Raw genomic sequence first — 25,855 nt, forward strand, 5'->3', positions numbered from 1 at the left:
GTGTCGCGGGGTGGTCAGGCGGCCTGGGCCGACGCGCCACCGGTGCCCTCGGCCGCCACGGCGGCGCGGGCGACCTCGACGATGGCCGCGAAGGCCGTCGGGTCGTTGACGGCGAGGTCGGCCAGGATCTTGCGGTCCACCTCGACGCCGGACAGCTTCAGCCCCTGGATGAGCCGGTTGTAGGTCATCCCGTTGGCGCGGGCCGCCGCGTTGATCCGGGTGATCCAGAGCTGCCGGAAGTCGCCCTTGCGGTCACGCCGGTCCCGGTAGGCGTACTGCATCGAGTGCAGCACCTGCTCCTTGGCCTTGCGGTAGAGCCGGGACCGCTGGCCACGGTAGCCGCTGGCGGTCTCCAGCAGCGTACGGCGCTTCTTCTGGGCGTTCACTGACCGCTTGACGCGTGCCATCTCAACTACTCCTTCAGGTCAAGAGGCGCGCGTCAGCGGGCCAGCAACTTCTTGATTCGCTTGAAATCGGCCTTGGCCACCTCGACGGTGCCGGTGAGCCGGCGGGTCCGGGTGGAGGACTTCTTCTCCAGGTTGTGGCGGAGGCCGGCCTGCTGGGCAACGATCTTGCCCTTGCCGGTCACCTTGACCCGCTTGCCCATCCCGGTGTGGCTCTTCATCTTCGGCATCTTGGTGCGTCTCTCCCCTGTTACTCGCCGGTCGTCCCGGCGGGTTCGGCCTCGGCGGGCGATGCCCCGGCGGCCGGCGGTGCCTCGACGGCACTGGCTGCCTCCCGCTCGCGCGCGGAGCCCGTCCTGGCCGCCGTGGCGGCCGTGGCGGACGCCTTGACGGCCCGGTGCGGAGCCAGGACCATGATCATGTTACGGCCGTCCTGCTTCGGAGCGGCCTCGACGTATCCGAGTTCCGAGATCTCGGACTCGAGTCGGCGCAGGAGCCGGTAACCCAGCTCCGGTCGGCTCTGCTCGCGACCGCGGAACATGATCGTCACCTTGACCTTGTCGCCCGCCTTGAGGAACCGCACCACGTGACCCTTCTTGGTCTCGTAGTCGTGCGGATCGATCTTCGGACGGAGCTTCATCTCCTTGATGACGGTCTGTTGCTGGTTACGCCTGGCTTCGCGCGCCTTGAGTGCGGACTCGTACTTGTATTTGCCGAAGTCCATGAGCTTGCACACCGGCGGGCGCGCCATGGGCGCAACCTCGACCAGGTCCAGGTCGACGTCCGCGGCCAGCTGGAGGGCGCGCTCCAGTGGGACAATGCCCACCTGCTCGCCCTCAGGGCCGACCAGTCGGACCTCACGTGCCCGGATCTGCTCGTTCACGCGTGGCTCGACGCTGATGGGGCCTCCTCGTGGTGATCCTCACCGGCCGCGCGTCAGCGGTGGCCGGCCTAACGTCTTCGACCAGAAGCAGAAAGGCCCCGGCACATGCCAGGGCCTGCTCGACCGGCCTGTGGCGATCGACGATCGCGCACCCGGATCGGCAAAGCCGAACCGGTGACCGGACCCGGCCACCGGATGATGGTGACTCGGGTGGGAGCAGGCGCTCCGCTTCTCGACTGTCTGTGGATGAACCCAGACAGTGGTCGACTCGTAAAGACTAGCAGGTCAGCCCGGAGGACGCCAAAACGGGCACGCCGGGGACGGCGGGTGCGCGACGGAAGATCAGTCCGCCGCCCGCTGCCCCTGGACGACCTCGGATTCCGGCTCCGGCTGCCCCGGGCGTGGCTGCTGGTGCGCGGCGTCCGGCCCTGGCTGCTGGTGCGCGGCGTGCAGGGCGCGCAGCGCGCGTACCCCGTCGACCGCCAGCTCCCGGTCCACCGCCTGTAGGGCCAGCACCGGCATCAGCTCGTCGTCGTGCAGCTCCAGGCTGGCCCAGGCCGAGCCCCGGTCGAAGCGCACCGCCCGGACCACGGCCCAGGGCAGGTCGTAGCCGCCGAAGACGTTGCGCACCCGGACCCCCCGGGCGTCCGCCTCCACCCGCGGCCGGGTGAAGAGCAGCACCACGAAAGCGCCGAGTACGCCCAGCCCGGTCATGGCGAGCTGATCACCCCGCTGGAAGGTGGCCGCCCCGGACCCGGTCGGGCCGTGCAGGCCGATGCTGAGCAGGGCGAACATCACCACCAGCGCGGGAGCGAGGACCCAGCAGACCACCCGGATGCGTCGCGGACGCACGGAGACGGTGTCGGGATCACGGGCGACGGCGGGCTCGATCACGCCGTCCAGTCTGCCACCCGGCGTCCGAGCGGCCACCGCCAGCCCGGACGATCCGACGGAGCCGGGCCGGGCCGTGGCCGGCGTCAGGTGGCCGCCGGGGCACCCCGGGCCGCCCGGCCGGAGACGAGCACCGCGAGCAGGGTCAGTACCGCCCCGACCAGCACCGCCAGGCTGGCACCGGGTCCACCCGGCCGCAGGTCGAGCAGGAGCGCCCCGCCCAGCTGCCCGGCGACCAGGGCCAGCCCGGTACGGAGCAGTCCCATCGACCGGATCCCGACCAGCAGCGCGATGGTGATGGTGACCCCGAGCGGCCCGCCGACGTACAGGTACCACTCGTCGGGCCAGCCGGTGGCGCCGAGCTGGGCCAGCGCGCCGGTCAACGCCGCCACCGGCAGCATCGCCGCGCTGCTCACCGCGAAGTTGACCGCCGTGGCGGCGGCCGGGTTGGCGACCATGGAGATCCGGCCGTTCAGCGCACCCTGGACGGCGACCAGCACCCCGCAGACGACGCCGAGCAGCACCAGCCCGACCGCCAGATCGCCGACCGGCCGGCCGAACTGGGCCAGCGCCACCGCCGCGATCCCGAGCAGCGCACCCGCCACCCGGGACCGGGTCAGCCCCAGCCGGCCCGCCGGGGCCAGCCGGGTCCGGTCGACGGCGAGCCCGCCGCCGCTGTTCCCGGCCACCTGGGCGATGGTGTAGACCGCCACCCCGAGCACCGGCACGATGTACGTCGCCGCGACGATGAAGAACGCCCCGCACAGCCCACCCAGGTACGTCCACCAGGGCAGCCGGGTCCGGCGCAGCACCGCGAGGCCGGACCGCATCGACGGCAGTACGAGCAGGCCGAGCAGGACCAGCGCCACTCCCCCGGTGTTGTTGACCAGCGCACCGATGATCGGATGACCGGTCCGCTCACCCATCTCGGCGTTGGCCAGGCTCTGTGCGGCCGACCCCACCCCGGCGAGCACGGTCAGCCCGATCGCGGCCCAGCCCGGCAGTACCTTCACCAGCGACACACCCCGTCCACCCGACCCCGCCCGGCGCTACCGTCGACGGCCGGACGACCGTCGACCGGTCGGGCGGCACGGAACGGCCGGCCCACAGGGTCGCGGCCAAGCCTCACAGCGGAGGACCGCCGGTGTCTGTGATCCGGATCGCTCGTCCGGCGTGACCTCGGCGGCAGCGCGGTCGCCGGCCGGACCCGCGGCCGGGCGGCGACAATCATCCGATGGCGAAACGCAAGGCCCGCCGGGCCGACGGTACGCGGTCCGCTCGGCCGTGCCCGTGTGGCTCTCCGGCGACGTACGAGCAGTGCTGCGGCGCCCTGCACGAGGGGACCACGGTCGCGGCGACCGCCGAGGCGCTGATGCGGTCGCGGTTCAGCGCGTACGCGGTCGGCGACGCCGGCTACCTGCTCCGGACCTGGCACCCGCGGACCCGACCGGCCCGGCTGACGCTGGACCCGGCGCTTCGCTGGACCCGGCTCGACATCCTCAACACCGACCGGGGCGGCCTGCTCGACAGCGCCGGCATCGTCGAGTTCCGGGCGCACTACCGGCAATCGGGCCGCCCCGGTGAGCTGCACGAGCGCAGCCGCTTCGGTCGTGCGGACGGCCAGTGGCGCTATCTCGACGCCGAGTAGCGGACCGGCGCACTCACCGGAGCTCGGCGATCATGTGCCCGGCTGCCCCCGCCAGGAACCGCCCGCGCCGGCCCGCCCGGAGGAGGGCAGTGGACACTCCGGAGTCTCGGCGCACTCGACCAGGTCGGCGCAGCCGGCCGCCAGCGCCTCGCGCAGGGTCGCCGCGACGGCGGTCAGCTCGGCGATCCGCCGCTCCACCTCGGTGAGCTTCACCCGGGCGCGGTCCGCAAGCACCCGATCCGCCCCACCGCGCACCCCCGGAGCGCGGACGTCGAGCAGCTCGGCCACCTCGGCGAGGCTGAACCCGAGCCGCTGGGCCGTCTTGATCGCCCGGAGCAGGGTCACCGTCTCCGCCGGATAGCTGCGGTGCCCGCCGAGGGTACGCGCGGGTTCGGCGAGCAGCCCGCGCCGCTCGTAGTACCGCAGGGTCTGCTGGTTGACCCCGGCCGCCGCGGCGAGCTGACCGGGTCGCAGCCCCTCAGGCACGGTGCCCGCCGTCCGGCCCCACCCGGGCGGCCAGTGCGTCGAGCACCGCCACCTGCCCGGCCGGCACCCCGACGTCCCAGCACAGCCGGCCGCCGGCCACGTCGAGCCGGAACGTGAAGAAGGAACAGCAGCCGGACTCCCGCATCATCAGGTCGGCCACCCGGGACGCCACCTGCGGGGTCGGGGTCAACTCCAGCCGGAGCCGGTTGGGTTCGACCCGGCGCACCGAGCGGACGGCCGTGCCGAGTACCCGGTCGAACTCGGCGAGTCGGGCCGGCTGCTCCGCCGTCGGCAGGGTGCAGGCCGCCGGCACCCAGCCGGGCGGGACAGCGGGTACGTCCGCGACACCTCGTACGTCTGCCATACCTCGACGGTAAGCCGGTACCCCGGTACCGGATGCAAGCGTGGGCGCCGGAAATTCGCTCGCCGGTCCGGAACCGCCGGCCGTACGGTCGACCGGATGTGGGGACCCTTCACGCCGGGACTGCGACTGTGCCGGCTCCTCTACACCGAGGCGGTACGTCCACTGCTCGCCGAGGCGTACCCGGAGCTGCGCTACGCGGCGGCCCGGCTCGGCCAGGGGTCGGAGGTGCTCGGCTTCGACACCGAGCGCTCGGTCGACCACGACTGGGGTTCCCGGCTCACCCTCTTCCTCGCCCCCGACGACCTCGACCGGTACGGCGGGCGGATCACCTCGTTGCTGGCCGAGCGGCTGCCGAAGCGGGTCGGCGGCTGGCCGACACATTTCGTCCCGGTCGCCGGCCAGTCCCGGGTGCCGGCCGAGACCGACGGGCCGGTGGCGCACCTGGTGCAGGTCACCGAGCTGGGCGTCTGGTGTGACGGGCAACTGGGCTTCGATCCCCGGCAGGGGGTGCGGACCTTCGACTGGCTGGCCACCCCGACGCAACTGCTGGCCGAGGTGACCGGCGGGGCCGTCTTCTTCGACGGCCCCGGCGAGCTGACCGCGCTGCGGGAGCGCCTGCGCTGGTATCCGGACGACGTCTGGCGCTACCTGCTGGCCTGCCAGTGGGCCCGGATCGACCAGGAGGAGCCGTTCGTCGGGCGGGCCGCCGAGGCCGGCTCAGAGGCGGGCAGCCGGGTGCTGGCGGCCCGGCTGGTCCGGGACGTGATGCGGCTCTGCCTGCTGCTCGGCCGGCGGTATCCGCCGTACGGCAAGTGGCTGGGCAGCGCCTTCGCCGCCCTGCCCGAGGCGTCGGCGGTCGCCACCGCGCTGGACGGGGCGCTGACCGGGGACGCCGTGGCCCGGCAGGCGGCGCTCTACACCGCCTACGAGGCGGCCGGGGCGTGGCAGAACCGGCTCGGCCTGGCCGAACCGGTGGAGGCGACCCGGCTGCTCTTCCACGACCGGCCGTACCCGGTCATCGGCGCCAACCGGTTCGCGGCCGCCCTGCTGGCCGGGATCACCGACCCCGAGGTCGCCGGGCTGCCTCCGCTCGGCGGCATCGACCAGTTCGTGGACAACACTCCCGTGCTGTGCCAGCCGAAGCTGACCAGGGCGCTGACCGCCGCCGCCTGGCAGCGGGACCGATGACGCGACGGTGTCGGTAGCACCGGTGTCGGGAGCGACGGTGTCGGGAGCGCCGACGCGGTGACCCGGCTCGACCGGCACCGGGACGGGGACCGGGACCGGCGGTGCGTCCCGACGGGGCCGGCGGTGCACCCCACGGGCGGCAGAGGTTGGGTAGCCTGCCTCGGCATGACCACCGTGGTGATCCGCCCACCGCGCGACGCTTCCGGCCGTACCGTCGTCGCTCGTCGAGGTCTCGGGCTCGCCTGCCTCGTCGGGCTGGCCTGCCTGCGGGGGTACGCGACCGGGACGACTATCGTGCCGCCGGAGCGGGTCGACCCGGCCTTCGTCCTCTTCCGGTACGACCGCGACAGTGCGACGTGGCGGGCGCTCGTCGCCGGTACCGACGCGATCTGCACCGACCTGGTCCCGGCCGACGTCATTCCCCGGTTGCCGGGCTGCCTCGGCTCCTGATTGTCGGGCCGGCCGGCCGGGCGGGTCGGTTCGTGACCTCGGGACGATAAATTCGCGCGTATCGACGGCTCCGAACATGATCCGGTAGGCTCCTCGACGGTTATCTGAAATTTTCCGGAAGTTGATCGGAAAAACTGCCGGAAAGCCACCTTTCCACCGGACTCGGCCCGGTCCCCGCCCCACCTGCGGCGGCGACTGGTGCAGGAGGTGATGGCCGTGGTCGATGGCCCCACCATCGGCGTACTCACCATGTCTGTCGGTTGCGACTATTTCGGCAGCATTCTCGGCGGAATCGCGCGGACGACCGCCCTGGCGGGTGGCCGGATGATCGCCATTCAGACCCTCGGCGCCGGCACATTCGACTTCGACCCGCCCGAACCTCCGGACTTTCCGCACCTGGTGGCCTGGGACCACGTCTCCGCGTTCGTGGTGATCCTGAACTCGGCGTCGCCGGGATACCTGACCTCGATCCAACGCGCCGGCAAACCGGTCATCATGATCAGTGACTCGATGCCCGGCGTCTCCTGTCCGGTCGTGCTCCCGGACAACCGTCGCGGGGTACGCGAGGCGGTCCTGCACCTGGTCGAACACGGCCACCGGGAGATCGCTTTCGCCGGATATCTCGAACTGCGAGATCTGCGCGAGCGCTACGAGGCATATCGCGACGCCCTGCTGGAGTGCGGAATAACCCCCCGTACCGATCTGCATTTCGACACCGGGGACAACCGGGAGAGCGGCGGCGAACGCGCCGGCCGGGCGATGCTCGCCGCCGGCCTGCCGTCGACGGCGGTGGTCGCCGGAAACGACCTGAACGCGATCGGCCTGCTCCGCACCTTCCTGGCCGCCGGTGTGGAGGTGCCGCGCCAGCAGGCGGTGGTCGGTTTCGACGACATGGAGGGGGTCGTCTACTTCACCCCGAGCCTCTCCACGGTGCGGCAGAGCTTCGAGGCCCTGGGTCGGATCGCCGCCGAACTCGCCCTGCGGGCCGCGCACGGGGAGGAGATCGAGGCCCGGACCTATTCCGTACCCACGTCGTTCCAGGCACGCGAGTCGTGCGGCTGCGCCGACCCGCTGGCGCCCGGGATCCTGGCGGCGGAGCCGGACGCCGAACCGTCGACCGCCGAACACCTGGTCGCCCGACTGGTCGCGGCGCTGCCGGACCAGGTCGACCCGCCCCGCCGGGCCACCATCGCCCGGGCCGGCACGCTGGTCGCCGACGCTCTCGCCGCGGCCGCCGACGACGCACCGGGGCCGGACCTGCCCGACCTGCGTCAGGCCCTGGTCGGCCTACAGACGCTGAGCCAGCGGCATCCGGAGGGCGTGGTCCGGATGATGGACTCCATCCGGCGGTACGGGCTGGGCCTGGCCGGCCGGATCGGTCCGCACGACCCGGCCGGCGCCGAACGGGTCCGGGCCGGTACCGAGGAGATCGTGGTCGCGCTGGCGCAGAGCCGGTCCCGGACACACCGGATCGAGGAGAACGAGTTCCAGACGACCCTCAAGACGCTCTACACGGTGAGCAAGAACCTGCTGCGCAGTCACGAGAAGGATCCCCGCGCGCTGGCCTGGATCCAGGACACCAACGCCCGGGGCGGCTGCCTCGGCCTCTGGTCGGCCACCCCGGGCGGGGCCGACGGCACCGAACGGACCCTGGACCTGGTCACCATGTTCGAACGGGACCGTGGGCCGGTGCCGATGCCGGTCGGGCCGGTGCCGCCCCGGTCGTTCCCGCCGGCCGAACTGGTCGACCTCGCGGACCTGGACGCCGACCAGATGGTCTACGTGGCGCCGTTGCAGATCGGCGCCAGCGACTGGGGAATGCTCGCCGTCGTCGGTCCGATCGAGGCGGAGGTGGCCAGCGGCCGGGAGATGATGAACCAGTGGGCGGCCCTGCTGACCATCGCCCTCGACCACGACGCGGTGCTGAAGTCCCTGCGTGAGCAGGAGGACCTGCTCCGGCACGCGGCCCTCTACGATCCGCTGACCGGGCTGGCCAACCGGTCCCTCTTCCTGGACCGGCTCCAGGCGGCCGTCGCCGCCCAGGCCCGGCACCCGGAACGGCACTACTCGGTGCTGCTGCTCGACCTCGACGGGTTCAAGCTGGTCAACGACAGCCTGGGACACCTGGCCGGCGACCGGCTGCTGGTCCAGGTCGCCGAGCGGATCCGGGCCAGTGCCCGGGAGGCGGAGGTCGCCGCCCGGTTCGGCGGGGACGAGTTCGCCGTACTGCTGCGGCACCGGTGTGACGGCGAGGATCCGGCCGCGGTGGCGGAGCGGATCCGGGGCGCGCTGGACGTGCCGTTCCGGCTCGGCGAGGAGGAGTTCGTCGTCTCGGCCAGCATCGGCATCTCCCGCAGCAGCACCGGCTACCAGCACGCCGAGGACGTCATCCGGGACGCCGACACCGCGATGTACTCGGCGAAGTGGCAGCGCAAGGGCTCGCACGCGGTCTTCGACGTCGCCATGCACGAGCGGGTCGTCGGGCGGCTGCGTACCGAGGCGGAGCTGCGCCGGGCACTGGAGACCGGTGGCTTCGAACTGCGCTACCAGCCGATCGTACGGCTGGGCGACGGCCGTACCCACGCGTTCGAGGCGCTGATGCGCTGGCGGCATCCCGTACGCGGACTGGTGGCACCGGCCGACTTCCTGCCGATCGCCGAGGAGAGCGGGCTGATGCCGCCGATCGGCCGCTGGGCGCTGGCCGAGGCGTGCCAGCAGCTCGCCGCCTGGCGGGCGGGCGGGTCCGCCCCGGAGGGGCTGCGGATGAGCGTCAACGTCTCCAACCGGCAGTTCTGGCACACCCGGCTGCTGGAGGACATCGAGGAGAGCCTGCGGGCGGCGGGGCTGGACCCGGCGGCCCTGATCATCGAGATCACCGAGGGCGTCATCGTGCACGACGTCCCGGCGGCCCGGACGAAGCTGGCCGCACTGCACGAACTCGGCGTACAGCTGCACATCGACGACTTCGGCACCGGCTACTCCTCGTTGCAGGCGCTGCACCACCTGACGATCGACGCCTTCAAGATCGATCGGTCCTTCGTGGCGCCGCTGGCCACCGACGGCAAGAGTCGGGAGCTGGTCCGCTCGATCGTGTCGATGGGGCTCAACCTGGGGCTGGAGCTGGTGGCCGAGGGGATCGAGACCGCCGCACAGCGGGACCAGTTGCGCCGCTACGGCTGCCACCACGGTCAGGGCTACCTCTTCGCCGGCCCGGTCAGCGGGGCGGAGGCGGAGGCGATCCTCCGTGACGGCAGCCCGGTCGGCCTCCCCCGGCTGGCGGCCCGGGCCGTCCGCTAGCGCCGTCCCCTCTGCACTCTTCGTCGGCTCCGCCCGGCGCCCGGCTGCTCGTGTCCCGATGCGGCTAGACATCGACTGCCGCCGTTGAATATATTTCGATCGAAACTGCGAAATGTTTCAACGTCCACCACCATCGGCAGACCGCCCCGCCACCCACCGAGGAGCCCCCATGCCCCGTCCGCGTTCCCGGCCGCGCGGCCGCCTCTACGCCGCGCTCGCCGCCACCGCCCTGGCCGTCACGGCCGGCGCCGCCGCCGTCACCGTCGCCGCGCCGCCGGTCGCCGCCGCAGCCTGCAACGGCTACGTGGCACTGACCTACGACGACGGCCCCAACACCGGCACCACCGCCGCGCTGCTCAACGCGTTGCGCTCGGCCGGCGCCCGGGCCACCTTCTTCAACGTCGGCCAGCGGGCCCAGCAGAACCCCGCGTTGGTACGCGCCCAGCAGCAGGCCGGGATGTGGATCGGCAACCACAGCTGGACGCACCCGCACATGACCCAGCTCAGCACCGCGCAGATGACCTCGGAGATCAGCCAGACCCAGCAGGCCATCCAGCAGGCCACCGGGACCGCGCCGAGGCTCTTCCGGCCGCCGTACGGCGAGACCAACGCCACGCTGCGCTCGGTGCAGGCCCAGTTCGGCCTGACCGAGGTGCTCTGGAGCGTGGACTCCCAGGACTGGAACGGCGCCAGCACGGCGCAGATCGTCCAGGCCGCCGGCAACCTCACCGACGGCGGCGTCATCCTGATGCACGACGGCTACCAGACCACCATCAACGCCGTCCCGCAGATCGTGGCCAACCTGGCCAACCGCAACCTCTGCCCCGGGATGATCTCGCCGACCACCGGTCGGGCCGTCGCACCCGACGGCACCAACCTGCCCACCAACCCGCCGACGAACCCACCGACCAACCCGCCCACGAACCCCCCGACGAACCCGCCGACGCAGGGACCGGGCGGCTGCACCGCGACCGCCTCGCTGAACTCCTGGAACGGCGGCTTCGTGGCCACCGTACGGGTCACCGCCGGCTCGTCCGGCACCAACGGCTGGTCGGTAGGGGTGAGCCTGCCGTCCGGCGCCACGGTCACGAACTCGTGGAACAGCCAGCGCAGCGGCAGCAGCGGCGCGGTCACCTTCACCAACGTGAGCTTCAACGGCCGGATCTCCCCCGGACAGTCGACCGAGTTCGGCTTCCAGGGCACCGGCAGCGGGACCGGGATGTCACCGACCTGCACCGCGAGCTGACTTCCGATTCAGCGGATCCGTCCGATGTGGATCCGCAGGGCAGCACCGTGGATCTGACGTCAGGCGCCCGGCCGAACCCCTGCCCCGGCCGGGCGCCCGACGTCGACCGTCGGGCTCACGGACCCGCCGCCCCCGGCGAGTGGTCCGCGGATGCCGTCCATACGACGGGCTCCGGCATGGCAGCGCACCGGATCCCGTCTCCCCCGTTGAACGACGACACCTCCCCGTGCACGCGCGTCCCAGCACATCCGCTCGGAATGCCCACCACGCGTCCGCAGCGATGATATGCACACGGCACGTGATCCCGTCAACATGCGTGCACACCTCTATGGCATGCTGTAAACCACTGGACCCAGCTGCGGAGGAGGCCAGATGGTTGAGGAGGCGGGAGAGTTCCGCAGCCCGGGGCCGCTGGCCGACCGGCTGGACCGGCTCTTCGACCGCATCCGCAAGCCCGACGGCAGTGCGTACAGCCTGCGCGAGGTGGCGGACGCGATCACCGCACAGGGCGAGTCCATCTCGCACACCTACATCGGACAGCTGCGTACCGGGAAGAAGCGCGACCCGAACCTCAGCCATCTGCGGGCGCTGGCCAAGTTCTTCGGCGTACCGGTGGAATACTTCACCAGCGACCGACTGGCGGCCGACGTCGACAAGGAACTCGACCTCGCCGCCGCATTGCAGCAGGTACGCGCCCGCACCGTCGCGCTGCGCAACTCCGTCATCCCGGAGGCACAGTCCGCCATCGATGCCCTGACCGAGTTGCTCGGGGTGATCCGCGTCCTTGAACAGGGCAGGCCGGACGCGGATGATGGCGCGTGAATGCGGGTCGCGATCTGGCGACAGCACGCCGCGCGGAGGAACGGTGGGCCCATGACGCTACGGCAGGTACGCCGGCGCTGTGAGCAACTGGCACGCGGCATCCGGGTACCGGACCCCTTCGACCTCGACACGTTCATCGGCGACTTCGGTGCCGACCGGGGACGTCCGGTCCACCTGATCGCGTTCGACCTGCCGCCCGGGGCGCCGTGCGGGCTCTGCGTCTCGACCGACGCCGCCGACTACCTGGTGGTGACCTCCGCCGCGACCGGGGTGCAGCGGGTGCACATCGCCCTGCACGAGCTGGCCCACCTGCTGCTGGAGCACCGGCTGCACCTGCTCGACGACGTACAGGGCAGTCGGCAACTCTTCCGGCACCTCGACCCGGGGGTGGTCCGGGCGATGTTCGCCAGGACCAACTACAGCAGCCAGGAGGAGCAGGAGGCCGAGACCCTCGCCTCGCTGCTCGGCCAGCGGGCCGGGCTGTGGCGCCCGCCGGCACCGCGTACCCCGAGCGACCCGGTGGTCGAACGGCTCGGCCAGTCACTGGAACACTAGGGTGTTGCCGGATGGACGGTAAGAGCGGCGTTTTCCTGTTCTGCGCGGCGGTGGCGTGGATCGCGGTGGGCTACAAGGTGGCGGCACTCGTCCGCAACCCCCGCAACCTGAACCTCTGGGTGCTCACTCTCTGCATCGCACTGCCGGCGGCCGGCTTCACCATGGCCGTGCCGGCCGTCTACACGGCGGTGAACCGCTTCTTCGGGGTACCGAATCTCGCCTCGCTGCTGGTCTACTCCTGCATCGTCGGATACAGCGTCACCGCGCTGGTCATGCTGATGCTCTGGCACATGCCGCCGGCCGAGGCGCTGCCCCGGGCCAGGATGCTCGCCGTCTTCTACGGCCTGGTGCTGGTCGCGATGGCGGTGCTCTTCGCCAACAGCGGCGCCACCGTCGAGGCGCCGAGCGACTTCGACGACGTCTACGGCCCCCGCCCGGTCGGCGGCACGTTCCTGCTGGTCTACGTCTCCGCCTTCGCCGTCGGCCTCGGCGTCGCCGCCTGGCGCAGCCTCCAGTTCGCCAACCGGGTCGCCCGGACCGACGGCCGCCCGTGGCTGCGCCGGGGCCTGCGGCTGGTCGCGGCCGGATCGATCGTCGCGCTCGGCTACTGCCTGGGCAAGGGCGGGTACGTCGTCGCCGCCTGGCTCGGCACGACGCTGCCGACCCTGAGCGACCTCGGTACCCTCTGCGCCTGCCTCGGAGCGCTGGTGATCACGGTCGGCTTCACGATCCCGTCCTGGGGACCGAACCTCTCCGCCGCCGTGCAGAGACTGGGCCGGGCCCGCACCTATCTGCGGCTCTACCCGCTCTGGCACGCCATGTACCAGGCGATGCCGGAGATCGCCCTCGACCCGCCCACGTCCCGCCGGGCCGACCTGCGGATGCTGCGTGACCTCGACTTCGCGCTCTACCGGCGGGTCATCGAGATCCGCGACGGCCGGCTCGCGCTCGCGCCGTACCTGGCACCGACCGACGGGACTCCCCCGGAGGGTCGCGGTGGCAGGACGGCCGCCGCGAACCGGGAGGCGATCCGGATCCGGGACGCGCTGGCCCGGCTGCGCACGGCCACCCTGGAACAGCAGGCGGCGCAGCCGGCCGCCGCGGCGGGGCGGGGAACCCGGCCCGGGCCGGCGGGACAGCCGGACGACGACGACCTCGCCGGTGACCTGGAGTTCCTCGGCCACGTCTCGTCGGCCCTGCGCCGGCTGCCGCCGGTCACCGCCGCGCCCGCCGCCCCCGGTACGCCGGTGAGGAGCTGACGGCACCGATGCTGCACCGGCCCGGCCGGTTCGACCGGCTACGCCAGATCCGCGCACTCGACCCGGCGCGGGACTGCCACCAGATCTATCGGACCACCGCGCTGTGGGAGTTTCCGTTCGACGTCCGGATGGGGCTGCTGCTGGCCTTCTGGCGTACCTTCGCCGTGCCGTCGATCGCCGAACTGCTGGCCGCGACCGGTGAGACCACGACCCGGACCGAGCGCCGCGCCGACGACACCGGCATCCTGATGTACACCCTGATCGAGCACGGCCTCGACCATCCGCTGGGTCGGGCGGCCACCCGACGGCTCAACCAGCTGCACCGCCGGTACGCCATCGACAACGACGACTACCTGTACGTGCTCGGCACCTTCGTCTTCGTCGGCACCCGGTGGATCGACCGGTACGGCTGGCGTCCACTCTGCTGCCACGAGCGCGCCGCGATCTACCACTTCTACGCCGAACTGGGCCGGCGGATGCGGATCACCGCCATCCCGCCGGACCTGGAGAGCTACGCGCGCTGGTACGACGCGTTCGAGGCCGAGCGGTTCGCACCCACCCCGGCCGCCCGGCAGCTCATCACCGCCACCAAGGGGCTGCTTGCCGACCTGCCGAAGCCGCTGGTGTCGGTCGGCAGCCGGGTCGCCGACGCGCTGCTCGACCCGCCGCTGCGGGCGGCCCTCTCGGTCGCCCCGCCGCCGTGGTGGGCCCGGGCGGCACTCACCGGGGGACTCGCCGGACGCGCCGCTTACCTGCGGTACGGGGCGGCACCGCGCCGGCGGCGGTACCTCGACGGCGGGCTGCGGGCGAAGACGTACCCGGACGGTTACGACATCGCCACGGTCGGCCCGGCGGAACACCCCTCCGCTCGGGCATAGGCGGATCGTGCCGGCCCGCTGGCACAATGGCCCGACCTACGGCCGGGACGGGGCGAGAGATCGATGACGACTGGTGACGAGCGGATAGTGCCGGACGAGACGACGGTGCCGCTGCTGCCGTGTGTCTCCGTGGACGAGACGCTCGCGTTCTGGCAGGCTCTCGGCTTCGAGGTGACCTGGAACCAGCGCAAGCCGTACCTGTATCTGGCGTTTCGCTGGAGCGGGTTCGAGCTGCACTACGGTGCCGCGTCGGCCGGGCTCGACCCGACGCTGGAGAACACCGGCGGATGTCTGGTGCAGGTCGGGGCGGTCGCGCCCTACCACGCGGCGTTCGTGGCGGCGATGCGGAAGACGTACGGGAAGGTGCTCGGCAAGGGGCTGCCGAGGATCACCCGCTACCGCCCCGGCGCGTCCCGGTTCAGCATCGTGGACCCGTCCGGCAACTCGATCGTCTTCATCCGGCGCGACGAGCCGGAGGAACTGGAGTACGGCGGCTCGAAGCGGCTGACCGGGCTGGCGAAGGTCATCGACAACGCGCAGATCCTGCGCGAGTTCAAGACCGACGACCGGGCGGCGTTCCGGGCCCTCAACTCCGGGCTGCGCCGGCACGGCGAGACGGCCTCCGATCTCGACCGGGCCCTGGCGCTGGCCGCGCTGATCGAACTCTCAATCGCGCTGGAGGAGCCCGACCGGGTACCCGGCTGGGGTGCCCGGCTGCGGGAGATCCGGTTGACCGGGCCGGAACGGGAGCAGGTGCAACGCGCGGTCGCCGACCCGGCGGTACTCGCCGGATGGCTGCCCGACGACACCTTGCCGCACGGACGGACTTGAGCCGGTCGCGCGATTGAGATATGTCTTTATGGATATGTCTCAGTCGTAAGGGGGTCTACGATGAGCGATGTTCGGCGGATCACCACCGCGTCCGCGCTGGCCGTGGCGTGCGTGGTGGCACTCGTACCCGTCATCCACGCACCACCGGCGAGCGCCCGGGGCGGCGCAGAGTGGTCCATGGGTGGCCACGACATCCGCAACACCCGGTCGAACCCGGACGAGCGCCTACTGTCCCCCGCGACGGTCGGCGGCCTGGAGGTCGCCTGGAGCGTCACCACCAGCGGCGATGTCTCGGCCACCCCCGCCGTGGTCGACGGCGCCGTCTACTTCCCGGACTGGGGCGGCACCTTCTGGAAGGTCGACGCGGCGACCGGCGAGGTGATCTGGTCCCGTTCGGTGGCCGAACTCGCCGGGGTCGCCGGCACCTTCTCCCGGACCGCCCCGGTGGTGGCCGGCGACACGGTCTACCTCGGCACCCAGGCCGGCGCCCGACTGCTCGCGATCGACACCGAGACCGGCGAACTGCGCTGGAACACCGCGATGGACACCCACCCGGACGCGATTCTCACCTCGTCGCCGGCCATCCACCGAGGCGTGCTCTACCAGGGCGTCTCCTCGCTGGAGTTCCTCAACGCCGGTGACCCGGCCTACGACTGCTGCACCTTCCGGGGCAGCCTGGTGGCGGTCAACGCGGCCACCGGAAAGATCCGGTGGAAGAGCCACACCCTGCCGGACCAGGGCGCGGGTGGCGACGTCTTCAGCGGCGCGTCGGTCTGGGGCAGCACCCCGACCATCGACCCGAGGAGCCGCACCGTCTACGTCGGCACCGGGCAGAACTACTCGATCCCGGCCTCGGCCCGGGAGTGCCAGGAAGCCGGCGGCACGCCGCAGGAGTGCCTGCCGGCCTGGAACGCCAAGGACTCGATCGTCGCGATGGACATGACGACGGGGAAGATCAAGTGGTCGACCGGGCCACCCCGGTTCGACGAATGGAATCTCGCCTGCATACCCGGGTTCCCACCGAACAACTGCCCCAACCCGGGCCCGGACCACGACACCAGCGACGGCACCCACCTCTTCACCATCCCCGGCCCGAACGGGCGACCCCGCAAGGCGGTGGGGGCCGGCCAGAAGAGCGGCGAGTTCTGGATGCTCGACGCGCTGACCGGGGAGATCATCTGGAGCGCCTCGGTCGGCCCGGGTTCGGTGCTCGGCGGCATCGAGTGGGGCACCGCCAACGACGGCAAGCGGATCTTCTTCGCGGAGACCAACTACGACCGGGAGCCGTACCAGCTGCCCGACGGGCAGACCATCGACTACAGCTCGTTCGGCGCGCTGGACGTGGCGACCGGGGAGATCCTCTGGCAGGTACCGGAACCACACGGCGGCCTGGCGGTCGGCCCGGCGACGACGGCGAACGGCGTCGTCTACTACGGCTCGCTGAACGGCTACATGTACGCCCTCGACGCCGACGACGGCGAGGTGCTCTGGGAGTACCAGGGCGCGGGGGCGTCGAACGCCGGCCCGGCCATCGTCGACGGCAGGCTCTACTGGGGCAACGGGTACCAGCGGCTCGGCGCCGCCAGCACCACCTTCTACTCCTTCCGGCTGCCAAGCACCACCACCGGTACGGGTTCGTGACCGGTACCGACCGCTGATCCGGAGCCAGGATCCGCCCCGTGCGGCAGGAGATGCCGCACGGGGCGGGTCCGGCCGTCTCTGCTCCGTCGATCTCCCCGGCTATCCTGGTGCCGATCCGACAGCGTCGTCCCTCACCCGAAAGTTGCGGATGTGACAGAGACTTCGGCCACGACCGGCGAGCAGCAGGCAATCTCCAAGATGGACACCACCGTCCCGCAGACAGCCCGGATCTGGAACTATCTGTTGGGCGGCAAGGACAACTTCGCCGCCGACCGCGCGGTCGGTGACGAGATCATCCAGGCCCTTCCGCAACTCGCCGAGAGCGCACGGCTGTCCCGGGCGTACCTGGTCCGCGCGGTGCGGTACCTCGTCGCCGAGGCCGGCGTGCGCCAGTTCCTCGACATCGGGACCGGGCTGCCCACCGCCGACAACACCCACCAGGTCGCCCAGTCGATCGCGCCGGACGCCCGGATCGTCTACGTCGACAACGACGCCCTCGTACTCGTGCACGCCCGGGCCCTGCTCGCCAGCAGCCCGGAGGGCGCCACCGACTACGTCGACGCCGACCTGCGGGACACCGGGACGATTCTGCGCGAGGCGGCCAGGACCCTCGACCTGACCAAGCCGGTGGCGCTGTTCCTGATGGGGATCCTCGGGCACGTCGAGAGCGACGACGAAGCGAAGTCGATAATCGACGGCATCATGGCTGCGCTGCCCTCCGGCAGCTACCTCGCGATGTACGACGGCAGCGACACCAGCGAGGCGAACACCGAGGCCGTACGGATCTGGAACATCTCGGCGAACCCGAGATACCACCTGCGGAGCCCCGAACGGATCGCCCGCCTCTTCGAGGGCCTCGAACTGGTCGAGCCCGGCGTGGTGTCGGTGAACGAGTGGAGGCAGGATCCCGACACCCCGACCCACATCATCGACCAGTACTGCGCCGTCGGACGCAAGCCGTAGCGCGATCGCCGGGCAGGACCGCGGCGACGGGTCGACGAGGCGCCAGGGCGGCGGGTCGACAGGCCGACGTCGGCAGCCCGGCGGCCGGCGGGGAGCCGTCCACCCGGTGGTGCGGAGGACCACGAGGGTCCTCCGCACCGGTCCGCCCGATGGCGGGTGTCCTGCCCTGGCGTAGCCGTCAGCGGGGCCAGGCGCAGTGGATGTGCGTGGCGTGGTCCGCGTCGTCCCCCGGCCCCAGCACCTCGGTGGCGCCATAGGCGCGGCACGCGTCCTTGAACGCCTGGTTGAACGGGTTGGTGCTGGTGACCCGGGTGCCGTTGATCGTGTCGACGTCGAACGCCTTGCCGGCGTAGTGCCGGGAGTTCGCGCCGTGCCGGCTACCCGCGATCGCGGTCACCCGGAAGTTGAAACCGTTCGACAGATGCAGGCTGAGTATCCCCCGCAGCATGTCGAGGTCGAGGTTCACACTGGTCCGGCCGACATGGCTGAAGTCGCTGGTACTGGCCGGCAACCCGGCCGCGGTGTCCACGATGTTCTGCCGCGCCGTCGATGCCGGATCGGACTGCCCGCCCACGTGGAAGGTGAGCAGGTCGATCGCCGGGATGTCCCGGATCGCCGCCGCCGGGTTGTACGCCGGCAGACCCGTACTGAACACTCCCGACCCCAGCGAGACCGACAGGGTGGGGGTACCCAGGCCGTAGCACGGAGACAGGTAACGCTGCCCGGCCGGCAACGCGAAGCACCCGCCCCACGGCGTCCCGTTCAACGTCTGGAGCGCCAGGTCGAAGCCGATCTCCAACTGGCGACCGCCGTCGTAGATGCGACCGTCGATCAGTACCGCCCCGAGGCTGTAGCCGTAGTAGGACGAGGAGAAGGCGAAGGGCGCGGCGGCGGCGACGACCGAGCCGTTGTACCTGGCACCGCTGGTCCGCTCGATCAGGTACGCCTGGCCCGCACCCGCGAGGTAGAAATTGCAGACGATCTCCGCCAGGTAGTCGACCCGGGCCAGGGCGGTGCCGTTCAGGGTCACCTGCCGGCTGATGTACGGCACGCAGGTCGGAGGATCGTCCTGGGCGTCGGCGACCATGCGCGGGGCAGGGCCGGCCTTCGGCTTTCCGAGGGTGATCCCGCTGCCGGTGCCGCTCGCCGCGGAGGCCGTGGAACGCCGGCCAGCGGGCCGGATGGCGGCGGTCGGTGCCACCCCGGAGACGCCGGGCGCGACCACCGCCGACCGGGCCGGCAAACCCGGTGCGGCGTCGTCTCCGGAGACACCGGCGTACGCCGGCCCGGCGTACCCGAGCGCCCCGGCCAGCGCCAGAGCCAGGGCCAGAGCCAGGGCCGGCGCCCCGCTCCTTCGCCAACCTCGGCGTGACCTCACCGGTTCCGGTCCGGCCCGGTGGCTCGTGCCGGCCGCGTTGACCCGGGCGTCCCCCTCGAACGCCCGACCCGTCCGCGTCGGGGCGGCCGCCACCGCTCCCGTTGCCGACGACGTTCTCCGTACCCTGCCAATCCGCTTCATGCTTCCTCCGTGTCCGAGGTACGTGTGCGGGCCAGGCTCACAGTCCGGACTGGAGGGCAACTGGAGGTCGATTGAACGTGCCGGTCAGCGATCGGGGTCGGGGCGCGGGCGTCCCGGCCGGGGCGTCCCGGCCGGGGCGGGTCGGGTCGGGGCGGGTCACGACGGTTCGCTGGTGTTGGTGCCGAGTGGCAGCGTCGGCCAGGCCGCGAGGTCGTGCAGCATCCGACGGTCGTGGGTGGCGACGACGACGGCGGCCGGGGTCTCCAGCAGGGCGGCGGTCAGCTCGTCGACCAGGGGCGCCGACAGGTGGTTGGTGGGTTCGTCGAGGATCAGCAGATCGGGTCGCCCGGCGAGCCGCAGCGCGAGGTTCAACCGGCGTTGCTGGCCCTGGGACATCCGGCCGACCGGGGTACGCAGGGCCGCCCGGTCGAGCAGGTTGGTCGCGGTCAGCGCCAGGTGATCCCGGTCGGGCAGTTGTCCCCGGGACCGGAGTTGGCCGACGTGCTGGTCGTACAGCTCGTGGGCGAGCGCGTTCGGCGGCCAGGCCGGCACCTCCTGCCCGAGGTACGCCACCCGGGCCCGCGCGAGGTGGCGGACCTCGCCGGACGACGGTTCGAGAGCCTTGGCCAGTACCGCGAGCAGTGTCGACTTGCCCGCCCCGTTCGGCCCGGTCACCAGCAGCCGGTCCCCGCCGTCCAGGGTGAGCGTGACACCCTGGCGCAGCCGCCCGGCCACGGTGACGTCGTGACAGCGCAGCAGCGGCGTCCCGGGGCGGGTGGAAAGGTCCGGCCAACGCAGGCGCAGCGGCGGCTCGGGCACGGTGAGCTGGTGGGCGTCCAGGTCCTCCTGCCGGCGCCGGAGCGCCTGGACGACTCCCGGGGCCCGAGACTGGCGCTGGTGCTTGCCGTGCCCCTTCTCCGGACGCCAGCCGGTACTGAGGCGCTGCCGCGCCTCGCTCACCGCGTCGGCCAGTCGCTGGTGTTCGGCCCGTTGAGCCTCGTAGTCCCGCTCCCAGCGCTCGCGCTCGCGCCGACGCCCCTCCTGCCAACCCGGGTAGCCGCCGGCGAAGAGCCTCGGTCGGCCGTCGTCGCTCGGGTCGAGGTCCAGGAACTCCACGGCCACGTCGTCGAGCAGGGCACGGTCGTGCGTGACCACCACCACCCCGCCCGGATGCTGGCGCAGCCGTACGGTGAGAAACGCCAGACTCTCGGCGTCGAGATGGTTGGTCGGCTCGTCCAGCATCAGCAGGTCGTACCGCGCCCCCAGCAGGCAGGCCAGGCGTACCCGGTAGCGCTGCCCGACCGAGAGCGTCGACAGCGGGCGGTCCCGGTCGGTGCAGGCGTCGAGCCCGGCCAACGCCACGTCGACGCGGCGCTCCGCGTCCCAGGCATCCAGCCGGGTGGCCGCGTCGAGTGCGGCGGCGTACGCCGAGTCGGCGCCCTCCCTCCCCTCGGCCAGCGCCGTCGCCGCGTCGTCGAGGGCCCGCAGGGCGCGATGGGACTCCCGCATGGCGCCGAGCACGAGGGTGCCGACCGTCTCCCCGTCGCGCGCCTCCAGCGACTGCCGGGCGACACCGATCGTGCCGATCCGCTCCACCGTGCCCTGGTCGGGCGGAAGCATTCCGGTCAGCACGTGTAGCAACGTCGTCTTGCCCCGCCCGTTCTCGCCGACGATGGCGAGGCGGGAGCGGGCGGAGACGGTCACGCTCACGTCGGAGAGTACGACCCGTCCGCCGAGTACGACCCGTACGCCGTCGGCGCGGATGTGCGCCCGGTCACCGGCCGGCAGCCGGCCACCCCACGCGAAATCGGACGGGATGGTCGAGTCTGGTGATGAGTGCAGGTCAAGATTGTTCACTGTCTGCTCTTCGGCTCGTCGTGGAGCCGGGCAGCACGAAGACGCCGCCCGGCAGGAACGCCAGGACGGCGGAACAGAGCTAGCTCACAGTCGCGTCAACCCTGCCGCCGTCAGCGGCGGGACCAGGGCCTCATCGCGGCGATGCTGGAATGCATGCCGTCAACCATAGCGAACCAGGCCGGTCGCGCCCAACCACGGCCGCTGACCTCGGAACGGAGTGCGGGCTGGTCGCGGTGGTATAGCTCCCTTCCGGCGGCGGCAATCGGGAGTACGCAGGTAGTGGTCAGCCGGGCCTCCGCTCGTAGCAGATCGACAGGGTCGAGCCGACGTGCTCGCCGAACAGCAGGATCTCGGGGTCCCTCTTCCGGCACCGTAGCCGATGGCCTCTGTGGCGATCGGAGCGGCCACGCTGTAGACGGTGATTCCGCTGTTGACAGATGCCGCTGGTCGACAGCAGAACAGGAGGCACGGCGAATGCTGGAGGTGTGGCAGTCGGTTGAGGCGGAAGAGGGTCTTACTCGTCGGCGAGGGTGCGGAGTAACCGGATTCGGTAACCGCCGCCCTCATGCCTAGTCGGCCAGCTCATCGAGATGCTGTTGACCGCGGGCGGCGAGATCTGCCTGCTCCTCGGGACTCATCTCCTTATACGTCGTCCAGAAGTCCCGAGAGCGATCGATCAGCTCTGCGCCGTACACGTCGTTGCTGGCCGCGTCGCGCAGGGTCAGCTCTCCCGCCAGTACCGCTTTTGCCATCTCCCGCAGCAGTCCGTCCGACTCCTTGGCGAGACGGGACAGGTTCTCCTGCAATGCCTTGCTCCGGCCGACGTCGCCACCGGTGAGGTCCAGAAACTCATCCGTCACAGTCTTCGACCTCTATCGTTGGACGAGCGGGTGGTCGTAGCCCCCGCCTCCGGGCAACGCGGGCAGCGTCACGGACTCGAGACCGCTGAGATGCGTCCCGAGCAGGGCTCGGAAGCTGTTCACCGCCGCCGACAGGTTCTGGTACAGCGCGGTCGCCTGCCCCCAGAGGCGCAGCATGTAGGCGATCTCGGCTGCCGCGACGCCGTAACCGGCGACGGCCCCGACGCCGGTCCACGAGGTAGCGGTGCCTGCCGCGATCGCGATGCCGGCGATGATGGCGGCGTCGAGCAGAGCCTTGATCACGCCGGTCAGCGCCTCACCGATCGCCCAGACCGCGTCGGCGACGCCCCGGTAGGCGTCTCCGATCTTGTCGAGCGGTCCCCGAAGCGCGGAGGCGGCGTTCGCAAGGTCGGTGAAGTATCTGTAGGCGGCGTTTCCGGCGTCGCCCTGCCAGATCGTCGTCAGGGCTGTTGCGCCAGTCTGCACGTTCTGCGCGACGGCGTGCAGTGCCCCGCCGACGTTGGTGACTACCGGCTCCATCCGTGCCAGCGCCTCCCAGTCACCGAAGACCCGCTCCTGCACCCAGCCCAACGGGTCGAAGCCGAACACCGCGTCGAACGCGGCGTTGGCCCAGGACGACGGGCTGATGTAGTCCATCCAGCCGAGCGCGTTGGGTGGCTTGTCGACGTCTCCCGGCTCGACCAGGCTCATCGACACCTGGCGTGCATCGGAGAAGGGCGGGGGCGGGCAGTCGTAGGCCGCCAGTTCCGCCTCCAGCGGGGTCGGTGCCCGGGACGCGGTGTCGGGCAGAGTCCGGTCGACCCGTGCCGCAGAGTCGAGGTCGGTGCGACGGTAGTAGGCGGCAGCCCGGTCCAGTTCGGGCGCCGAGACGTCCAGCAGGCACATGAGCCGGTTCAGGGTGCCGTCGACGACGCGTACCGCATTTTCGTGCCCATCCTTGGCGAGATTGTGCAGCTCGCCACCGGTGCCGGCGTCGGCATACCGGCCGAGGTACTCACGGATCGCCGTGACATCGTCCCGAGCCCGCAGGATCTGCCGGGCATACCTGTTCAGCCCTTCGGCCTCGACGGCGAGGGTCATGCTTCGATCACCACTCTCACCAGGATCATGCCGACCAGCCCGAGCGCGGCGAAGACGAGCGCGGCGACGAGCAGCCGACGGGCGAGCACCGGTTGGTCACCAACCAGGTAGGTGGAGACGCCGAAGGCGCCACCGACGACACTCAACGCCATCGGGACCAGCGTCGTGGGCGTGACGTCACCCGAAAAGATCAAGAACCCGGAGACAACGGCGAAGAAGATCGCTACGTTCGCGAGGGCGTTGCGGAACAGCCGGAAGGAACTCTCCCGCAGTGCCGCGACCTCCTGCTGATACCTCTCGCGCGGGTCCTGTCCTGACCTGGATGCTCGTCGCCATACGTTACGCTGCGGTCGCCCTGAGCTCATGGCAGGCACGGTAGCAGCGCCCGGCATTACCGGCAGTCCCAGTCGGTCGGGGATCGTCACCGGGACACGCACCGCCGCCTCCTTCGCGCATCGGGGGCGTGGCCGCGCTCCGCCGGGAGAGCGGAGACGATCTCACCACGGGCCCCGATTGGGCGTGCCGGGCGGGGTTCGCCGTTGCGGGTCAACGAACCAGCAGCGGGCGTGCCGGGAGCGCCACTCCCCCAGCGCATGGCGGAGCCGTTCCGCCTCAAGCCGGGCCACCGACTCCGCCTGGCACGCCCGGTCCAGTTCGTCGGCGAGGGCGCGCAGGTAGGCGTACACCTCGGCGGGGTCGAGGCCGCGCCACCGCGAGCCGAACCGTTTGACGCGGACCTTGTCCGGGCGGAGCATCCGTCGCCCGCTTCGATAGATCACTCGGCACGTCCGGTCGGTGCCGGTGCGCTGGTTGCTGCTGCCATCTCGGGTCCCTTCGCAGATAGCGGCACCGAGGCGGGCGGGGTCGTCCGTCGACCGCCCGGGTGGCCGACGGCCGGAGCCCGGCACCCGCCCCGGGCCAGCTCGGCTCCCGGCCACCGGGGGATGGCGGCCGGGAGAGTCTGGTCAGGCGCTCGCGCCGGTGACCTGATCGGCGTACGACGCCAGCGCGCCGACCGCCTCGGTCAGGCTCCCGGTGAGCAGGCCGAGGTGTTCGGCCGCCCGGGACCAGTCCCGGGTCACGTCAGCGATGCACAATCGCGGGTCGGCGGTCTCCCGGAGCTGCCGTTCGGCATCATGGAGCCGCCCAGGGAGGCCGGCGAGACGTTCGGCGGCCTCGGCGAACCGGGTACGCGACACGTTCAGCGAGCCGACGACCCGGCCGATGCTCGCTACGTCACCGTCGCCGATCTGGCCTCGGAGCTGCGTCAACCCGCTGCCGAGCAGCCGCTCGACGTGGCCAGCCAGACTGAGTGCCTCCTCGCCGCAGCGACGCGCTCGGCGCAGCTCCGGATGCACCGAGCCGTCGCCGGCCCGGTCGAGCAGCACGGCCGCCGCCGCGACTATCAAGTACGCCTCGCGCAACTCGCCGCAGACCAGTTCCGCAGTCCACGCCGCACCTTCCGCACCCGCCGGTATCTCTGCCGTCTCCGCATCCGGCACTGTCACCTCGGTCTCCTTCCGTAGCTGGGTCCGCTGGTGGCGCCAGGACGGCCGGTGCCGCCGACGCGGGTTCGGGGCACCGCGCGACGGCCACCGGCCGCCCGACACCTCCCGGGCCGTACATCCCGGGAGCCGAGGCGCCGCCGCTTGCAGGCGGTCGTCGTTCGAAAGCCGTGGAGCCTGGGCGCCGTCGTGTTCGGTGGGGTGACGGGGTAGTGGTCCGTCCGCTGGTTGGCGGCGAGCGCCGCCCGCAGCTCCCCCGGCCGCACGTAGACGAACGCCCGGTCGCACCGCGAGGTCTCAACAATCTCGGGTATGTCGTCCGCCCTCGCCGACTGCCGCTGACCGGGTACGTCGTCGAGTCTTGCCGGTCGAAGTGGGTCAACCGCACCCGACCTCCGCCGCAGGAACCACCTCCACCACCCAGCCATGTCCCTCCCACCCAGCTCATCAGTGGTGAACAGATGCACAGCGTACACGATTAGGAGGCGCTTGAAGAGAGCATCTGCACAGGGAACGTGTGTTCAGTTCGCCTGCTCTTACCGTGAGCGCGTGGGAGAGCTTCGGCTGGTGGCGAGCCAGGAGGTGCAGGACATGCTCCGCGTGTCCCGTACCCGCGCCTACCAGATCACCAACTCGAAGTCCTTCCCGGACCCGGTGGCCGTACTGTCCGTCGGACGCATCTGGCGTGCCGAGGACGTCGAGCGCTGGATCAGGGAACACCGCCCTGATATTCAGGACTCGGAGGAGTAGCGCTCAGGAGAGCACTACGACGCCGGCGGGTGACATCAGCACGCCATCGGTCAAGAGCGCCCCCGGTCAGGCTCGGCGTGCTGCACACGCCGACCGGTTGGGGCGACCGGTGCCGAAGACGCCACCCCGTCGGCTCTCCAGGACGCCCACCTCGATTAGAACTCCGATCACCCTTCGAACCTTCACGCCCAATGTCTGGTACTGGTCGGCGAGAGTCGTCAAAGGCACTCGGCTCCTCTGGCGTGGCTGCAGCCGTGGCGGGCATCGCCTCGCGTTACATAGGGAAAAGGCAGGCGCCGTGGCAAGTCGGGCCACACTGGCCGACACAACGCTGCGAGCCACGGGACGACGAAAAGCAGACGACGACATCGCACACGGACCCTCGATCCTGGCCGGCGCGTTGATCACCCTCGCCCCTACTTACCTAGCGGTGGCCCTCCGCCTCGGCAAAGTCGTT

General features: G+C 71.4%; 27 protein-coding genes. 13 read left to right on the plus strand and 14 right to left on the minus strand.

From position 1 onward, the window contains the following. Window positions 1-14: 14 nt before the first annotated feature. The 5 genes from rplT to C6W10_RS31750 all read right to left on the minus strand — a co-directional run bounded on the left by rplT (window position 15) and on the right by C6W10_RS31750 (window position 3,191). Window positions 15-407 carry a 50S ribosomal protein L20 gene (gene rplT, locus C6W10_RS31730; protein WP_107262757.1) on the minus strand — a complete coding sequence of 131 codons (393 nt, stop codon included), beginning with the start codon at window positions 405-407 and terminating at the stop codon, window positions 15-17. Window positions 408-439: 32 nt separating this feature from the next. Next, a complete protein-coding gene (rpmI, locus tag C6W10_RS31735; protein WP_101366674.1) occupies window positions 440-634 on the minus strand; it encodes a 50S ribosomal protein L35 in 195 nt (64 codons plus the stop codon). Window positions 635-654: 20 nt separating this feature from the next. Further along, the gene (gene infC / locus C6W10_RS31740) at window positions 655-1,287 is read right to left on the minus strand and encodes a translation initiation factor IF-3 (RefSeq protein WP_107262758.1); all 633 of its coding nucleotides are present in this window, start codon (window positions 1,285-1,287) and stop codon (window positions 655-657) included. A gap of 342 nt (window positions 1,288-1,629) precedes the next feature. Beyond that, entirely contained in the window at window positions 1,630-2,178 is a 549-nt protein-coding gene (locus C6W10_RS31745; protein ID WP_234361981.1) for a PH domain-containing protein, read from the minus strand. 86 nt (window positions 2,179-2,264) lie between these two features. After that, window positions 2,265-3,191 carry a DMT family transporter gene (locus C6W10_RS31750; protein WP_107264439.1) on the minus strand — a complete coding sequence of 309 codons (927 nt, stop codon included), beginning with the start codon at window positions 3,189-3,191 and terminating at the stop codon, window positions 2,265-2,267. 221 nt (window positions 3,192-3,412) lie between these two features. Between C6W10_RS31750 and C6W10_RS31755 the strand changes: the two genes are divergently transcribed. Further along, complete coding sequence (locus tag C6W10_RS31755) at window positions 3,413-3,826, plus strand: YchJ family protein (protein ID WP_107262759.1); 414 nt, start codon at window positions 3,413-3,415, stop codon at window positions 3,824-3,826. A gap of 30 nt (window positions 3,827-3,856) precedes the next feature. On the opposite strand, the gene C6W10_RS31760 is transcribed toward C6W10_RS31755, so the two are convergent. Continuing rightward, complete coding sequence (locus tag C6W10_RS31760; RefSeq protein WP_107262760.1) at window positions 3,857-4,312, minus strand: MerR family transcriptional regulator; 456 nt, start codon at window positions 4,310-4,312, stop codon at window positions 3,857-3,859. Beyond that, complete coding sequence (locus tag C6W10_RS31765; RefSeq protein ID WP_107262761.1) at window positions 4,305-4,676, minus strand: hypothetical protein; 372 nt, start codon at window positions 4,674-4,676, stop codon at window positions 4,305-4,307. The genes C6W10_RS31760 and C6W10_RS31765 overlap by 8 nt, the downstream gene beginning before the upstream one ends. A gap of 96 nt (window positions 4,677-4,772) precedes the next feature. Here C6W10_RS31765 and C6W10_RS31770 point away from each other — a divergent pair, with 96 nt between their 5' ends. From C6W10_RS31770 to C6W10_RS31820, 11 genes are all read left to right on the plus strand, one after another. After that, window positions 4,773-5,864 carry a DUF4037 domain-containing protein gene (locus C6W10_RS31770; protein ID WP_107262762.1) on the plus strand — a complete coding sequence of 364 codons (1,092 nt, stop codon included), beginning with the start codon at window positions 4,773-4,775 and terminating at the stop codon, window positions 5,862-5,864. Between the two features lie 165 nt (window positions 5,865-6,029). Continuing rightward, the gene (locus C6W10_RS31775; RefSeq protein WP_159104840.1) at window positions 6,030-6,314 is read left to right on the plus strand and encodes a hypothetical protein; all 285 of its coding nucleotides are present in this window, start codon (window positions 6,030-6,032) and stop codon (window positions 6,312-6,314) included. Window positions 6,315-6,530: 216 nt separating this feature from the next. Continuing rightward, complete coding sequence (locus C6W10_RS31780; protein ID WP_159104841.1) at window positions 6,531-9,611, plus strand: EAL domain-containing protein; 3,081 nt, start codon at window positions 6,531-6,533, stop codon at window positions 9,609-9,611. A 169-nt stretch (window positions 9,612-9,780) separates the two neighbouring features. After that, window positions 9,781-10,857, plus strand: coding sequence for a polysaccharide deacetylase family protein (locus C6W10_RS31785; protein WP_107262765.1), 1,077 nt, complete (start codon window positions 9,781-9,783; stop codon window positions 10,855-10,857). Window positions 10,858-11,229: 372 nt separating this feature from the next. Beyond that, complete coding sequence (locus C6W10_RS31790; protein WP_107262766.1) at window positions 11,230-11,679, plus strand: helix-turn-helix domain-containing protein; 450 nt, start codon at window positions 11,230-11,232, stop codon at window positions 11,677-11,679. Between the two features lie 51 nt (window positions 11,680-11,730). Next, a complete protein-coding gene (locus C6W10_RS31795; protein WP_159104842.1) occupies window positions 11,731-12,234 on the plus strand; it encodes a hypothetical protein in 504 nt (167 codons plus the stop codon). Window positions 12,235-12,245: 11 nt separating this feature from the next. After that, window positions 12,246-13,493 carry an MAB_1171c family putative transporter gene (locus C6W10_RS31800; RefSeq protein ID WP_107262768.1) on the plus strand — a complete coding sequence of 416 codons (1,248 nt, stop codon included), beginning with the start codon at window positions 12,246-12,248 and terminating at the stop codon, window positions 13,491-13,493. An 8-nt stretch (window positions 13,494-13,501) separates the two neighbouring features. Next, a complete protein-coding gene (locus C6W10_RS31805; RefSeq protein ID WP_107262769.1) occupies window positions 13,502-14,371 on the plus strand; it encodes an oxygenase MpaB family protein in 870 nt (289 codons plus the stop codon). 63 nt (window positions 14,372-14,434) lie between these two features. Continuing rightward, window positions 14,435-15,202: a glyoxalase gene (locus C6W10_RS31810; RefSeq protein ID WP_107262770.1), complete on the plus strand. Its 768-nt coding sequence runs from the start codon at window positions 14,435-14,437 to the stop codon at window positions 15,200-15,202. 60 nt (window positions 15,203-15,262) lie between these two features. Then, window positions 15,263-16,843, plus strand: a complete 1,581-nt coding sequence (locus tag C6W10_RS31815; protein WP_107262771.1) for a PQQ-binding-like beta-propeller repeat protein — start codon at window positions 15,263-15,265, stop codon at window positions 16,841-16,843. 150 nt (window positions 16,844-16,993) lie between these two features. After that, window positions 16,994-17,806: an SAM-dependent methyltransferase gene (locus tag C6W10_RS31820; protein WP_369937298.1), complete on the plus strand. Its 813-nt coding sequence runs from the start codon at window positions 16,994-16,996 to the stop codon at window positions 17,804-17,806. A gap of 178 nt (window positions 17,807-17,984) precedes the next feature. Here the strand turns inward: C6W10_RS31820 and C6W10_RS31825 are convergent, their stop codons facing one another. The 7 genes from C6W10_RS31825 to C6W10_RS31855 all read right to left on the minus strand — a co-directional run bounded on the left by C6W10_RS31825 (window position 17,985) and on the right by C6W10_RS31855 (window position 24,651). After that, complete coding sequence (locus C6W10_RS31825) at window positions 17,985-19,184, minus strand: hypothetical protein (protein WP_159104843.1); 1,200 nt, start codon at window positions 19,182-19,184, stop codon at window positions 17,985-17,987. 297 nt (window positions 19,185-19,481) lie between these two features. Next, window positions 19,482-21,182 carry an ATP-binding cassette domain-containing protein gene (locus tag C6W10_RS31830; protein WP_234361496.1) on the minus strand — a complete coding sequence of 567 codons (1,701 nt, stop codon included), beginning with the start codon at window positions 21,180-21,182 and terminating at the stop codon, window positions 19,482-19,484. Between the two features lie 569 nt (window positions 21,183-21,751). Continuing rightward, entirely contained in the window at window positions 21,752-22,042 is a 291-nt protein-coding gene (locus C6W10_RS31835; RefSeq protein WP_107262774.1) for a hypothetical protein, read from the minus strand. A 12-nt stretch (window positions 22,043-22,054) separates the two neighbouring features. Then, window positions 22,055-23,143: a WXG100 family type VII secretion target gene (locus tag C6W10_RS31840; protein WP_107262775.1), complete on the minus strand. Its 1,089-nt coding sequence runs from the start codon at window positions 23,141-23,143 to the stop codon at window positions 22,055-22,057. Further along, the gene (locus tag C6W10_RS37640) at window positions 23,140-23,295 is read right to left on the minus strand and encodes a hypothetical protein (RefSeq protein ID WP_159104844.1); all 156 of its coding nucleotides are present in this window, start codon (window positions 23,293-23,295) and stop codon (window positions 23,140-23,142) included. Before C6W10_RS37640 ends, C6W10_RS31840 begins: the two co-directional genes overlap by 4 nt. Window positions 23,296-23,640: 345 nt before the next feature. After that, window positions 23,641-23,922, minus strand: a complete 282-nt coding sequence (locus tag C6W10_RS31850) for a DivIVA domain-containing protein (protein ID WP_107262777.1) — start codon at window positions 23,920-23,922, stop codon at window positions 23,641-23,643. A 186-nt stretch (window positions 23,923-24,108) separates the two neighbouring features. Further along, on the minus strand, window positions 24,109-24,651 hold the full coding sequence (locus C6W10_RS31855) for a hypothetical protein (RefSeq protein ID WP_159104845.1): 543 nt from the start codon (window positions 24,649-24,651) through the stop codon (window positions 24,109-24,111). Window positions 24,652-25,197: 546 nt separating this feature from the next. Here C6W10_RS31855 and C6W10_RS31860 point away from each other — a divergent pair. Continuing rightward, window positions 25,198-25,398, plus strand: a complete 201-nt coding sequence (locus C6W10_RS31860) for an AlpA family transcriptional regulator (RefSeq protein WP_234361497.1) — start codon at window positions 25,198-25,200, stop codon at window positions 25,396-25,398. The last annotated feature ends 457 nt before the right edge of the window (window positions 25,399-25,855 follow it).

Origin of the sequence: Plantactinospora sp. BB1 (genome assembly GCF_003030385.1) — a bacterium.
In the GTDB taxonomy this organism is placed as follows: domain Bacteria; phylum Actinomycetota; class Actinomycetes; order Mycobacteriales; family Micromonosporaceae; genus Plantactinospora.

Coding starts and splice junctions, on each gene's coding strand:
- rplT (WP_107262757.1), bottom strand. CDS start 407: ATGGCACGCGTCAAGCGGTCAGTGAACGCCCAGAAGAAGCGCCGTACG.
- rpmI (WP_101366674.1), bottom strand. CDS start 634: ATGCCGAAGATGAAGAGCCACACCGGGATGGGCAAGCGGGTCAAGGTG.
- C6W10_RS31755 (WP_107262759.1), top strand. CDS start 3,413: ATGGCGAAACGCAAGGCCCGCCGGGCCGACGGTACGCGGTCCGCTCGG.
- C6W10_RS31765 (WP_107262761.1), bottom strand. CDS start 4,676: ATGGCAGACGTACGAGGTGTCGCGGACGTACCCGCTGTCCCGCCCGGC.
- C6W10_RS31770 (WP_107262762.1), top strand. CDS start 4,773: ATGTGGGGACCCTTCACGCCGGGACTGCGACTGTGCCGGCTCCTCTAC.
- C6W10_RS31775 (WP_159104840.1), top strand. CDS start 6,030: ATGACCACCGTGGTGATCCGCCCACCGCGCGACGCTTCCGGCCGTACC.
- C6W10_RS31785 (WP_107262765.1), top strand. CDS start 9,781: ATGCCCCGTCCGCGTTCCCGGCCGCGCGGCCGCCTCTACGCCGCGCTC.
- C6W10_RS31790 (WP_107262766.1), top strand. CDS start 11,230: ATGGTTGAGGAGGCGGGAGAGTTCCGCAGCCCGGGGCCGCTGGCCGAC.
- C6W10_RS31795 (WP_159104842.1), top strand. CDS start 11,731: ATGACGCTACGGCAGGTACGCCGGCGCTGTGAGCAACTGGCACGCGGC.
- C6W10_RS31800 (WP_107262768.1), top strand. CDS start 12,246: ATGGACGGTAAGAGCGGCGTTTTCCTGTTCTGCGCGGCGGTGGCGTGG.
- C6W10_RS31805 (WP_107262769.1), top strand. CDS start 13,502: ATGCTGCACCGGCCCGGCCGGTTCGACCGGCTACGCCAGATCCGCGCA.
- C6W10_RS31810 (WP_107262770.1), top strand. CDS start 14,435: ATGACGACTGGTGACGAGCGGATAGTGCCGGACGAGACGACGGTGCCG.
- C6W10_RS31815 (WP_107262771.1), top strand. CDS start 15,263: ATGAGCGATGTTCGGCGGATCACCACCGCGTCCGCGCTGGCCGTGGCG.
- C6W10_RS31840 (WP_107262775.1), bottom strand. CDS start 23,143: ATGACCCTCGCCGTCGAGGCCGAAGGGCTGAACAGGTATGCCCGGCAG.
- C6W10_RS37640 (WP_159104844.1), bottom strand. CDS start 23,295: ATGGCGTTGAGTGTCGTCGGTGGCGCCTTCGGCGTCTCCACCTACCTG.